The organism is Methanosarcina mazei S-6 (assembly GCF_000970205.1).
GTDB classification, from domain to species: Archaea; Halobacteriota; Methanosarcinia; order Methanosarcinales; family Methanosarcinaceae; genus Methanosarcina; species Methanosarcina mazei.
Genome location: NZ_CP009512.1, coordinates 594310 through 607448, shown reverse-complemented (window position 1 = coordinate 607448; position 13139 = coordinate 594310). Strand labels below are relative to the sequence as shown.

Annotated in this window: 10 protein-coding genes and 1 pseudogene; 4 read left to right on the top strand and 7 right to left on the bottom strand. The window is 40.5% G+C overall.

Annotation, left to right across the window (positions count from 1 at the left end; genetic code table 11):
- Nucleotides 1–29: 29 nt before the first annotated feature.
- On the bottom strand, nucleotides 30–1121 hold the full coding sequence (locus MSMAS_RS02595; RefSeq protein WP_048036539.1) for a hypothetical protein: 1092 nt from the start codon (nucleotides 1119–1121) through the stop codon (nucleotides 30–32).
- A 35-nt stretch (nucleotides 1122–1156) separates the two neighbouring features.
- Complete coding sequence (locus MSMAS_RS02590; protein WP_011032763.1) at nucleotides 1157–2140, bottom strand: YbgA family protein; 984 nt, start codon at nucleotides 2138–2140, stop codon at nucleotides 1157–1159.
- A gap of 432 nt (nucleotides 2141–2572) precedes the next feature.
- On the opposite strand from MSMAS_RS02590, the gene MSMAS_RS02585 reads away from it, so the two are divergent.
- Both MSMAS_RS02585 and MSMAS_RS02575 read left to right on the top strand, forming a co-directional pair.
- Complete coding sequence (locus MSMAS_RS02585) at nucleotides 2573–3238, top strand: peroxiredoxin (protein ID WP_264357983.1); 666 nt, start codon at nucleotides 2573–2575, stop codon at nucleotides 3236–3238.
- 118 nt (nucleotides 3239–3356) lie between these two features.
- Nucleotides 3357–4814 (top strand): annotated as a pseudogene (locus MSMAS_RS02575) (IS66-like element ISMma15 family transposase).
- 665 nt (nucleotides 4815–5479) lie between these two features.
- Here the strand turns inward: MSMAS_RS02575 and proC are convergent.
- The 3 genes from proC to MSMAS_RS02560 all read right to left on the bottom strand — a co-directional run bounded on the left by proC (nucleotide 5480) and on the right by MSMAS_RS02560 (nucleotide 9111).
- Complete coding sequence (gene proC, locus MSMAS_RS02570) at nucleotides 5480–6292, bottom strand: pyrroline-5-carboxylate reductase (RefSeq protein WP_011032767.1); 813 nt, start codon at nucleotides 6290–6292, stop codon at nucleotides 5480–5482.
- Between the two features lie 180 nt (nucleotides 6293–6472).
- Nucleotides 6473–7630, bottom strand: a complete 1158-nt coding sequence (gene proB / locus MSMAS_RS02565; RefSeq protein ID WP_011032768.1) for a glutamate 5-kinase — start codon at nucleotides 7628–7630, stop codon at nucleotides 6473–6475.
- 137 nt (nucleotides 7631–7767) lie between these two features.
- Entirely contained in the window at nucleotides 7768–9111 is a 1344-nt protein-coding gene (locus MSMAS_RS02560) for a glutamate-5-semialdehyde dehydrogenase (RefSeq protein ID WP_011032769.1), read from the bottom strand.
- A gap of 887 nt (nucleotides 9112–9998) precedes the next feature.
- Between MSMAS_RS02560 and MSMAS_RS02555 the strand changes: the two genes are divergently transcribed.
- On the top strand, nucleotides 9999–10403 hold the full coding sequence (locus MSMAS_RS02555) for a DUF356 domain-containing protein (protein ID WP_011032770.1): 405 nt from the start codon (nucleotides 9999–10001) through the stop codon (nucleotides 10401–10403).
- 106 nt (nucleotides 10404–10509) lie between these two features.
- On the opposite strand, the gene MSMAS_RS02550 is transcribed toward MSMAS_RS02555, so the two are convergent.
- Both MSMAS_RS02550 and MSMAS_RS02545 read right to left on the bottom strand, forming a co-directional pair.
- Nucleotides 10510–10962 carry a toprim domain-containing protein gene (locus MSMAS_RS02550; RefSeq protein ID WP_048042782.1) on the bottom strand — a complete coding sequence of 151 codons (453 nt, stop codon included), beginning with the start codon at nucleotides 10960–10962 and terminating at the stop codon, nucleotides 10510–10512.
- 82 nt (nucleotides 10963–11044) lie between these two features.
- Nucleotides 11045–11362, bottom strand: coding sequence for a DUF167 domain-containing protein (locus tag MSMAS_RS02545; protein WP_418041202.1), 318 nt, complete (start codon nucleotides 11360–11362; stop codon nucleotides 11045–11047).
- A gap of 652 nt (nucleotides 11363–12014) precedes the next feature.
- On the opposite strand from MSMAS_RS02545, the gene MSMAS_RS02540 reads away from it, so the two are divergent.
- Nucleotides 12015–13124 (top strand): amidohydrolase family protein, encoded by a 1110-nt coding sequence (locus tag MSMAS_RS02540; RefSeq protein WP_011032773.1) that lies wholly within the window; start codon nucleotides 12015–12017, stop codon nucleotides 13122–13124.
- The last annotated feature ends 15 nt before the right edge of the window (nucleotides 13125–13139 follow it).

The following is a 13139-nucleotide window of genomic DNA, read 5'->3' as shown; positions in this document are numbered from 1 at the left end:
CATTTATATTAGATACTCCACAATTTCCATCAGATACTCACCCATTCACTCGTAATTTCTTCAGAGAACAGGTTTTCCCCGAGAGCTCTCACATATACCCTGAAGGTCCTGCCTCCAGGGACTCTGAGTCCTTTTGCGGTGAACTGATAGGCTCCCTCAGGCTCGATTATTACAGGGTCGCTCTCGATCTGGTCCCATATTTTACTCCCGTCCTCTGCCTGAAGGGCAACATAAACAGTTGTATTTTCTGCTACCTCGGAGCCCACATTTCTCAGAGTAACATTAACGTCCACAACCCCTTCTTTCTGGGAGTATTCGCACTGAGCACTGAAATCAAGGTTAACAAGGGGCCTCCTATATACAGGGATAACTTCTACCGGTTCATCCTCATATTCTTCAGGCATTTCCCCGATCTCCCAGTTGCTCCCTGTAGTTTCAAGGTAGTAATAATGATTATTATTGTATTCAAAGCTCCTACCCCTGGTTTCAGGGCTGCATTTTATTCCCAGAGCCATATGCTCCGGAAGTTCCAGCAGGACAACATCATAGCCCATTTCCTGAAGAATTGCCACCGACAGGATGGAGGTATCCTCACAGTCCCCCCCGTTATCGAAGAGAGTCTCATAAGGAAAACGGGGGTACTGGTCATATCCAGAACTTGTAAGGTCTGAAGTATAGTTAAGGGACTGGATAAAAGAAACACAGAGCCCGGGTATTTTTTTTTCTTCAAGCCCGTATTCATTTGAAAGAGAAACAAGCGTATCTGCGATATTCTTTATTAACCAGTCATCATAAGGGTCGGAAGCAAAAAGGTCGTAGTCTCTTTTGCGTGTCCTTGACTCATATGCACTGTACAGCTTATCATCAAGCAGCAGAGTAAGGTGCCACCGGTATCCCTCATAATTCCATGAGTAAGATCTGGAAGATTTCCCTGGTTCTATGAGTTCTTCCGTAACCAGAGCCTCAGAAGAGTTATAATTACCACCCGTTTCTCGAGGCAGGTTTTTATCTATCTTTTTGTTGCCAGAAACTGCGGATCCCTCAGAAAAAGGCCAGAAAAAAAGAACTGCAGCCATATATACGAGTAAGAAAATAAAAGTCAGTTTAATTCTAGCTTTCATGGTTTACTTCCGTCCAGAAATATCTTAATAAAACTTTATTTCCAGAGATCTTCCCTCAGGTGGGATTCTACAGGATTTATTTCTATTAAATCCTCAGGATAAGGTTCGAAAAAAGTCTGGCTCATGAGGTAGCCGTCTTCAAACCGTACAATCCATGACCTGATCATGTTTATTGCAGGACAGACCGAAGCCCTGCCTTCCCTGTATTTCTGAACCCAATCAAAAAACAGGGCTTTTTCACGGCTTGAAAGCTGGTCTGAAAAAAATCCGAGAGCGTGCATTAACACGTTTATGGTTGAAGTGTACCTTGGAGCTCTGGAAAGGGCGCTGTACAGGTGATTTTCATAATCGGAAATCAGCTCTTTCCAGGGCCTTTTTTCTCGGTTTGCAGCAATTTCGCCTAATTTTTGGAGTTCAGCCTGATTATAAGCCATAAGAAGAAACTTGTTCTGCGCATGGAAATTTATCAGATCCTTTATACTGCCCTCGGACTTTACTTTCCGAAAAGCTGCAAATGTGAAGAGTTTCGTAAGGAAATGCTCTTTTATCCGGGCGTTTCTGAGCCTGCCCTCGTCCTCAACAGGATGGAAAGGATACCTTCCCAGAACAGCACCTCCGAAATATCCGGAAATCTTTTCAACCGCGCCTCCATGACTCCCTGCAGACGGGTAAACCTTCACGTCCTTGAGACCGCAGGAAGGAGACCTGAATTTAAGAATAAAACCGTCAACTTCGTATATAGAATCAAGAAAATTGGAACAGAAAGATTTCATATCCTCAGTTACATCCTTCCCACTTGAAGGCTGGACAAGCCTGTGATCTCCTTTATCAAGGACTATTCTCACAGGGTTTCTTGGTACTCCAAGCCCTATTTCCACTTCAGGACAAACGGGCAGGAAATCAACGTGTTTTTTGAGTTTTACCACCACAGGACTGCTGATCATATCTCCATTGTATCGGCAGTGATCAAACTCAAGACACCTGCTAATTACAACCTTCGGTCGAGAAAACTCTCTCATTTAACCCCCATACAAAAAGGAGTTACTTGGATAAATTGTTTTCCAGACAAAAAGGATCATGCGACTTACTGAAAAAAATAAGTGATGATAATATAAAAAAGAATGCAAAGATAGAAAGGATGTAAAATATAGAAAGAATGTAAAAATAAGTGATAAAAAATAAGATATAAAGAATAAGAAAATAAAAAACAAAATATAGAAAATAAAAAGAATTTAAAAGCAGTATTTCCAGAAACAAAGATTTTTTTCAGTAATCAGTAAATGATTTATAACAATGGAAAATAATAGTAAGGTAGTTGTTGGGGACGATAGAGGGAACGGATAGTGCTTTTTAGAGTTCAAGCACCAGTGCCTGACATCGTACTTCGGATAACGGAAAAAGATTGCAAACTAAAATGAGGTGAGAACATAATAGAAACAGAGTCAGAACAGATACATATGCCTCTCATTGGAGACGATGCCCCTTCATTTACTGCAGTAACCACACAGGGAATTATCAAATTCCCGGATGATTATAAAGGAAAATGGGTTATTCTGTTCAGCCACCCTGCAGACTTTACACCTGTATGCACTACTGAATTCATGACTTTTGCCAGTATGCAGGAAGAGTTCAGGAGCATGAACACGGAACTTATAGGGCTCTCCATAGACAGCGTCTTTTCCCATATCGCCTGGCTTAAGAGGATTGAAGAGAAAATAGAATATAAAGGAATGAAAAATCTGGAGATCAAATTCCCGGTGATAGAAGATCTGAAGATGGATGTTGCAAAGAAATACGGCATGGTCCAGCCAAAAGCCTCAACCACCCAGGCTGTAAGAGCGGTATTTATTATCGACCCAGAGGCGAAAATAAGGACAATACTCTACTATCCGCAGTCAACCGGAAGGAATATGCAGGAAATCAAGAGAATAGTAGTCGCCCTGCAGAAAAATGCAGCCGAAAAAGTTGCAACCCCGGCTAACTGGCAGCCAGGAGAAGACGTTATCATTCCACCTCCCAGTTCAATGGAAGCAGTAAAAGAAAGGATGGGAAAAGAAGAGGAAGGAAAGCGCTGCCTTGACTGGTTTATGTGCCTGAAAAAAGATACCCAGAAATAATTTGGGTACAATAAAAACATTATTGTAACTATTCAGGTAGAGCCTTTGAAAGGCTACAATTTTTCCTCTTTTCGAGGAAAAATTGCATATAAATTGAATCCTATTTCCTTTCGTTATTATGCTTACACGTGAAGAGATTCTTATCATTTATGACGCTGGTCCTGAAGCTGTAATTTCTGTAATCCAGAGGCTTGAGACTATCATAGAAGAACAATCTATTCGTATTGCTGAACTCGAAGAACGTGTAAAGGTATTAGAATCTCGTTTAAACCAAAACAGTCGTAACAGCAGTCGCCCTCCTTCTACTGATTTTTTTATCAAGGAGAAACCTAACCCCAAGAGTCTCCGTAAAAAGAGTGGCAAAAAACCTGGAGGTCAAGATGGTCATCCAGGAACAACTCTTGAAATGGTTGATCATCCTGAGTAGGTAATAGAACATTCTTTGAGTTGCTGCAAAGAATGTGGCCATACTCTTGAGAATGTTGAAGTTGAAGCCTATGAGAAAAGACAGGTCTTTGATATTCCTCCTGTAAATCTGATTGTTACAGAACACAAAAGTCAGATAAAGACCTGCCCTTACTGTGGAAAAATAAATAAAGCTGTTTTTCCTGAATCAGTTAAATATCCAGTTCAGTATGGTCCAAATATTTTAGCTTCAGCTATTTACTGTAAAAATCACCATTTTATCCCCTATGAAAGAATTTCCGAATTTTTTGAGGACATAATGGGAATAAAAATCTGTCCTGCTACGATAATTAGAGCAGAAAGAGAATGTTTCCAGAATTTAGAGGAATTTGAAAACGTTATTAGAGAGAAGTTATTAGCCTCGCCTGTAATCAATTTTGATGAAACTGGTATGAAGATTGAAGGAAAAAGACACTGGCTTCATGTAGCTTCTAATGAGAAATACACCTGTTATTTACCTCACTCAAAAAGAGGAGCAGAAGCAATAGACGCTATGGGTATTCTTCCGGAGTTTAAGGGAGTAGCAGTTCACGACGGATGGAAACCTTACAACGTTTATGACTGTGATCATGCTCTCTGTAATGCTCATTTACAGAGAGAACTTACTGGAATTGAAGAGAACTATAAACAGCAGTGGGCTAAAGAAATGAATGAATTGCTCACTGAGATGAAAAAGTATACCGACGAATGCAAGGATCAAGTCAAAGAACTGGATTTTGAGCAAATTAAAGCATTGGAAGAAAGGTTCGATGCTATCATAATTAAAGGAATTGAAGAAAATCCACAATCTCTAAATCCTGAAAAGAAAGGAAAACGTGGAAAAAATCCAAAAACAAAAGCAAGGAATCTGCTAGATAGGTTTATAGAACACAAAGAAAATATTCTGAGATTCCTGACAGATTTGAAAGTTCCGTTTGAGAATAATCAAGCAGAAAGAGATATCAGGATGATGAAATTACAGCAGAAAATATCAGGAACTTTCAGAACTATACAAGGAGCGGAAGCTTTCTGCAGAATTAGAGCTTACATCTCTACAATTAGAAAGAACGGATTACCTGTTTTGGAGGGTATTATAGCGGCGCTCAAGAGAGCGCCGTTAACTATACCCTGAATAGTTACACATTATTTTACTTTTTTAAAAACATTATTTTATTTATTAATGACATAAAATACGCTGCTATTTTTTAAGATAAAAAGCCTGTAGCGAATAATCTTTCAGGCGAGAATAAGAGGAGTCTGGAGAGGAATCTCGTATCCCCCATAAGAGATCCCCCTCATGGCGAACAGAGAAGGTCCAGTACCCCGTTCCACCATAATTTATCGTAATTTATTCGCTTCTTATTTTCAAATTAAGCATGATTTTCCGGGTTCACCGAGGAATACAATATAGGTGAAAAATTCTCAGTTTTAGAGAACTTATACAGGATATCCCGGACTGGAACATCTCATAAACGAGAGTAAGGCATGGGACAGGAACTATGACCCCCGCTAGCTCATTTATGCATGCTCAGCTTTTATCAGGTAGAAAATAATATTGATTCCACTGATATATAAAATTTACCCAAATTTATAACAAATAATCATGAACTATAACTAAGAAAATAAGAGGTAAATATCACAAAGGACGCCAGAAAGCGAAAAGAAAGGAATTTTTATCTAGAAAGCAAAATTTGTCTTAAGAAATTTACACATTGAAGACTTATAAAAAAGAAAAAGGATGAAAAGGAATTAAAGATGAATGGAAGAGGATTTAAGAAAAGGAAGAAACCGATATTATTACTTCTTCCCGAGTTCTCTTGAGCGTTCGCTTGCTCTTATAACTGCATTCATAAAAGCTGCCCTGATTCCTGCTTCCTCGAGAGCATGAACTCCCTGAATAGTGGTACCGGCAGGAGATGTAACCATATCTTTGAGTTCTCCGGGGTGCATGCCTGTTTCAAGTGCCATTTTTGCGGCTCCGAGCACGGTCTGGGCTGCGAGGGTAAGAGCGCTTTTCCTGTCCATGCCTTCCAGTACAGCCCCGTCAGCCATAGCCTCTATGACAGGGAAAATGAAAGCAGGCCCACTGCCGGAAAGACCTGTAACTGCGTCCATCAGGGATTCAGGAACCTGAACTGCAGTACCAACCGCAGAAAAGATAGTAAGAGCATCTTTCATATCCTCAGGGGTCGCGTTCTTCCCGGGGGAAATTCCCGAAGCAGCCTCCGAAACTGTTGCTGCTATATTGGGCATGACACGGACAACCCTGGTGCCTTCAAGAAGAGCGCCCTCGTAAGTTGAAAGAGGCACTCCTGCAGCAATTGATATTACGAGTTTTTCGGAAGTAATTTCATTTTTCAGGTTTTCAAGTACAGAACCAAGCGTCTGGGGCTTTACTGCAAGAATGAGGATATCCGACTCCCGGACAATAACGGTATTATCGGTTGATACCCTGATCCCCAGCTTTGTCTGAAGCTCTTTTAAAAAAGGCTCGTATACATCGCTTGCACCGATATTTTCAGGCTGCACGATTCCGGCTTTAATTATGCCCTGCATGAGAGCAGAACCCATTTTCCCTGCCCCAATGAATCCTATTTTTCGATTTATCATGTATAAAATCTCCTTATTTCCAGAAAAATAAACTTAAATAAACTTAAATTGACCTTAAATAAACTTAAATAAACTTAAATAAACTTAAATTAACCTTAAATTAACCTTAAATTAACCTTAAATTACCGTAAATTACCTGTAAAGAACCAGAAGGTCCTGAAACTCTTACAAACCCGATGCTCAATTTAACTCTTCCAGTATGCCGATATTTTCCTTTTTTATCACGTTGTTGTAATTACTGTAGCCCAGAACGTTTTCAATCTGGTCTGTATGAACTCCTTTTATTTTAATTAACTCTTCAGAGGTATAGTCGGTAATCCCTTTTGCAAATATTTTGCCGTCACATTCGAGTTTCACGACATCTCCCCTATCAAATGTCCCTTCCACATCCACAACGCCTGCCGGGAGAAGGCTATTTTTCCCGAGGACAGCAGCTTTTGCTCCGGCATCTACACGGACCGTTCCTGAAGCCCTGGCAAGGATAATCCAGCGAGCGCGGTTTTTCTGGATATGCCGTTCAGCAAGGAAAAGGGTCCCTATTTCTTCCCCTGAGGCTATTTTCAGGATGACGTCCTCTACATCGCTGTTTGCAATAACTACATAGCAGCCTGCCATACTGCAGATTTTTGCAGCTTTTATTTTGGTCCGCATCCCGCCAACGCCTTTGAAGCTTGTAGGGTCGCCCCCATAACTTTCAATCTCAGGCGTGATCTTTTTCACAATGGTCAGAAGCTTTGCGTCAATGTGAGTTTTCGGGTTCCTGTCAAAAAGCCCATCAATATCCGAAAGGATAATCAGAAGATCAGCATCGATTTTGCTCGCAACCATTGCAGAGAGCTTGTCATTGTCCCCGAAGATTGCTTCAATCTCGTTTGTACAGGTACAGTCGTTTTCGTTTATTATCGGGACAACACCATACTCCAGCAGGGTTGAGATGCTGTTTCTCAGGTTGAGGTAAGTTACTCTATCAGAATAGAATTCATAGGTAAGAAGGATCTGGGCAACCTTCATTCCGTATCTGGAAAAAGCTCTGCTCCAGTCCTGCATCAGCATACTCTGCCCGACCGCTGCAGCTGCCTGTCTGATAGGGATCTCACGGGGTTTGGGGGCTATGCCCAGCTCATTCAGCCCGACACCTATTGCTCCCGAACTCACAATAATTACTTCTTTCCCCTGCTTTCGGAGCTCTGAGACCTGGAAGGCTATGCTTTCCATAAATGCCGGGTCAATGTTGCAGTTTTCCCTGGTATGGTCACAGCCCTTTCTGGTAATTGAAGAAGTTCCGATCTTAATGACGATTTTATTAACATCACGGAAAAATTGTTCTCTTTCTGTCAATAGAAGTGCCTCTTAAAGTTATTTGGAAAGCGGCTGCGCTTGATTTCTATAATAGCCGGGTTTCCGGTTTTTGCACTTAACCTGCGCTGGTATTTCGATTCAAATATATAAACATATCAGAAATTATCAGGGATGTGTTAATTCACATCCTCGAACTTAAGGTCAAGCTTCCTGTGAGTATAGGGTTTTGCATTTTTTCCTGCATAGTCTGCAACAACCTGCCCTTTACCCATGAGGATATACTTGTAAATTAACAGCCCTTCCATACCGACAGGCCCGCGCGAATGGATCTTATTTGTGCTGATCCCGACTTCGGCACCTTTTCCATATCTGTAACCGTCAGCAAAACGTGTTGAAGCGTTCACCATAACGCTTGAAGAGTCAACAAGCCCTATGAACTCCTTCCTGCGGGAAGCGTTTTCCGTGATTATCCCGTCTGTGTGATGGGAACCAAAGGTGTTTATGTGGTCAACTGCTTCCTTAATGGTATCTACGAGTTTTATTGAGAGGATAAGGTCATTGTATTCAAGGCTCCAGTCCTCATCAGTTGCTCTTGAAAGGGGAGATAGCCCTTTTTCTGAGAGCAGAGAATAACTACCTTCATCGCAGCGCAGTTCAACCCCTGCCTTTAGATACATTTCAGCCATTTTGGGCAGGAAAACTTCTGCAATATTGCGGTTCACAAGAAGGGTTTCTATGGCATTGCAAACTGCGGGGTACTGGACTTTGGCATCAAAACAGACCTGCCAGGCTGTATCAGGGTCTGCAAATTCGTCCACATAGATGTGGCAGATGCCGCTTGTATGCCCGAGTACAGGGATTTTTGTATTGTCCTGGATAAATTTGACAAATTCATTGGACCCTCTGGGGATAAGGAGGTCGACATACGCATCAAGGCTCAGAAGGCTCATGATTTCTTCCCTGGTTTCCATAAGCTGGAACGCCCCTTCAGGCATGCCCCCGGTGGACTCTATGGCTCTTACAAGAATATCGAAAATAGTACGGTTAGACTCCCTGGCTTCGCTTCCCCCTTTGAAAATGGTTGCATTGCCACTTTTCAGGCAGAGAGACATTACCTGGGGCACCACGTCAGGCCTGGACTCAAAAATTACCCCTATAAGACCTATAGGGCAGCTGACCTGGTAGAGGATCAGGTCGTCATCGAGTTCAAGAGTGGAAAGGGTTTCTCCCACAGGGTCTTTAAGTTTTATTACGTCCCTGATTCCTGCAATCATCCCGTCAACTTTTGAGTCCGTAACCTTAAGCCGGTCTACAAGAGCCTGAGTAAGCTTTCCGGCTTTTTTCAGTTGGGCTGCATATTCAAGATCCTTTAAATTCGCTTCAAGGATGATTTTTCTCTCTTTATCAAGGGCTTCCGCCATAGCTTCAAGAGCCCTGTTTTTTACCTCGGAGCTTACACTGGCAAGCTCAATTGAAGCTTTTTTTGCTTTAATTACTTTAGATTCAATATCATTAGCCATATACTCACCGTCTTTGCAATAATTGCGAGGGCTTTGCCCACATAAGCCTGAAACAGGTTCTGGACCAGATTCAATTATCTATTCAGACCTGAAAATCAAAGGGCTATATAAGATATAATTAACTGAACCACAGGAGTTTAACTGAATTAAGGGTAAGGACTCAGTCCCGAAACATTTGAGCTTTTTCATACATGGAGGTGAAAAAAGGACACAGGGAGTCCTGGGATAAATATTTTTGTATACTGTTTCGGTATATGATATGGTAAGGTCCTAAATAAAAGATACCATTTGAGGAAGTATATCCCGGTCCTGTAGTAACATCAGGCTGGAAAAATAATATATTAAAGTATTTATTTAATTATAGATGATATTTAATAAGTCAATAAAATAAATTGAGGATAAAAAAATTCTCTGGTCAGTGATTGATTTTGTGAAAAATTCATCATGCAGAATCAGGACATATTAAAATAGACAAAGAGGGATAAAAAATAATAATATATTAATAAAAGAAAAAAAGTAATTTTTTAAAAAAACGCAACTTAAAAAACTTTAAGTAAAGTTTTCTTGAGAAGAAATATTATTTCAAAACGAATATATATACGATGCATATAAGTATAGAATACGCAGCTTCATATCATGGAGACGCATACTAAATCTTGAAAAAAGACAATTATGGAATAGCCCTGTAATTTTTGAGTATAGGAGAAAGGCGTACAATATATTACGACTCCGTAAATGACCATTTTTAGTTAAAATAATATGATGAGGACGCCGCATTCGCAAGGGAATAATGGTCGCCTGCTAAGCCATTTCATACACAAAGTTTATTATAGGGGTAAATCCATATCGAAATGGGGATAACTTTATAGATTGGTGGTGTGTAAAAAATGAAATCATTCGCGTTAGTCCGGGCAGACGACTCGGATAAAGTAAAAATAGCATTACATGACCTAGAAAGATACGGACATATTCAATTTTCAGCGACTCCTAAATGTATTGAGCCAAATTATGCTGATGAACTTCTTGTGAGTGTAATGGGCGTATCACTCAAGTCAAAATGCAACTCTGCAGCCCTTGTAGAGTTAAATAACCACGCGGGAGCGGCGATAAGCAGGTTGAAGAAGATCCACCCCCCTGCGCATATAATAATTATCAGTCCAAGACATAAAATGTTTGAAGAACTGGCTGGCAAATTTCCAAAATATCCGGAATTTGACAGGACATTCAATCATCAAAAGAGCCCTCAAGGCCTGGATATGATTCAGGAGAAAGGAGAATCATCCAACGCATAAGGGATAAAAGTTTTTTAACCGGATGTAAGTATTAATCTTCAAATCTTCATTTTTTCTTTTTTAAAATATATTGAGAATAAGGGCACTTTATCGGATAGTAACGTTACTATCTTTCAAATTCCAGATTCGTTTCATATTCGGAGTTTAGAGAAGAACCTGTTTTTACCCTGAGTTTGGAAACATAAGTATACAGGCTTTCTATATCTTTGATTTCTTTCTGGGAAATCAGTTTCAACTTATTTCGGATCTGAAGGTCAGGTTTTACCCCGAAATTTTCAAAATATTCCGAGAGTTTGGCTGCAAGCAGGTCACCTCTCCTGTCCCAATCCGTGAGTATGATAACCTCACAGCCGAGGCTGGCTATCCTCTCTGAGAAATTAAAAAGAGAATACCGGGTTGCAAGCTCGAAGCTGCCTTTAATACCGAGCTTTTTCATGGAAAGAATATCTCTTTTTCCTTCTACGATAATTACTGCCCCTCTTTCCGCAGATTCTGAAAGTTCCAGAAGCAGTTCTTCAATCCTTTCCAGCCTTTTTCTGTAGACATCAACATCAGTCACGTTATTCTTCAACCTTTTTCGTTAAACAGGAAGTGTGGTAAGAAAGCCTGCCAGTCAGGAAAACTGTCTAAAACTCCTGGCTTCAACCCTTTAAGTGTTTCCCGAAAACCAGAACAGCTTGCTGATAGGATACCCCTTTTATCAGCAAGGACTTCTTGCTGCTTGTGGCTCCGCTACTTATAAAGATATCAGAACTGCATATGCCAAAAAGCTCTGCAAGGCTTTCAATAAGCTGCTCATTTGCCTTTCCTTTCTGGGCATTTCTGGTCAGCTTTACTTCAATTCTCTTTCGCCATTCATTATAGCCGCTCGGGACAGAAAGCGATCTGGAACCCGGAGTGACTTCGATATCCACAATAATACCGGAATCCAAAGATTTTATTGCCTCTTCAAAGGACATGGATCTCATCTTTTAAAATATATTATATAAATTAGTGACGAAACCTGGGAATTTGTAATAAGAGCCATTAGCAAAAGGCAGAGGATAAATAAAAAGCAGCCGAAATGAATAAGTTATAACCACGCATGGAATGGCGAACCCTGGACGGCTGGGCAGGTACTGAATTTTTCCATATATAAAAACACCAGGTATGAAATAAATTATAAACTCGAGTTATAAAAATAAATTAACATAAAATAGTGCTGTAACCCGGACGCACTAACTCCGAAAGATCATACTCTGGTTTTCCGCAGTCCCTTTCAGTTACCCTCGTGCCGGGCAATATCACACTATCGATGTATCGCATTGGGGTTGTCTGTACACTCACAGTCAGGATTTTCCATTATCTCGTGCAAGGACCTATACAATGCGACTGAAACCCATATATATATTTGATAATTAATAAATATGTCGGTGAAAAGAATTTTTGTTTTGTATATATATTCAGAAACTTCTAACCAAAAAGACGAAAAAAATACTCCAGCGTGCCCAGAATAGAAGAAAAAATGCCTGAATAATATAAAAAGGCTTAAGGAAAGATTATATATGATGTATATGTTTGGTCTCCATAAGCTGAGCACAGAAGGTTGATAAACAGCAGAGGTGCTTATAGATGTACGGCACTGAACAAATAATTTCCGGAACAATTATTGCAGGTCCCGAGATTTTGCCCATAGAGGGGTACATCTGTGTAAAAAATGGAATAATTACGGAAATTGGAGAAGAACGTACAAATTCAAAAAATATAATAGCTCCCTGTTTTGTCAATGCTCACACTCATCTTGGGGACTCCGTTTGTAAAGACCCTGTACTTGGAAAAACTTCCGGTTTTCGGGTCCAGAGAGACCTTGACTCTCTTGTAAAGCCGCCTGACGGATTAAAACACAGGATTCTCAGGGAAACTCCCTATAAAACCCTTGTAGGGCACATAAAAAGGTCTTTACTGGACATGATAGATACCGGGACCTGTGCTTTTGCTGATTTCAGGGAAGGAGGGTTTTTGGGGGTTGCAGCTCTGAATAAAGCCCTTGAAGGACTTGAGCTGCGTTCATTGATATTCGGAAGACCTGCAGAACCGGATCTACCTCTGCAAGTGGTACTTTCCGAAGTAAGAAGGATTTTACTTCGTTCCGATGGGCTCGGAATGAGTGGAGCAAATGACCTCGACATGAACCTCCTTCAGGAGATTACAGCCTGCACCCGGGAAAGAAAAAAACTTTTTGCAATCCATGCAGGTGAAAAGAATAGAAGCGACATTGAAAAAGCCCTTTCTCTTGAGCCGGACCTTTTAATTCATTTAACACATGCAGGAAAAAAAGACCTCGATGAAATTGCTCAGGCAAAAATTCCGGTTGTTGTCTGCCCGAGGTCAAACTTTGTAACAGGGGCAGGGATGGCTCCAATAGCTGAAATGCTTGAAGCGGGTATTCGGGTAGCAGCCGGGACAGATAATGTAATGTTAAATTCTGTAAATATGTTTGCTGAAATGGAATTTATGTCAAAAATATTTTCTATAGATGATAGGCAAGTATTTAAAATTTGCACACTTAATGGTTCTTTTGTAATGGGACCAGATTCCATGTGTTCTATCGAAAAGGGGAATAAAGCCAATTTAATGATCCTGAACGGGGATTCTAATAATCTTGCAGGTATACAGGACCCTGTAGGTGGAATTACAAAACGGGCAAGGCCCGATGATATATTAGCGGTACTTCATTCGTAAATCAAATGGAGAACG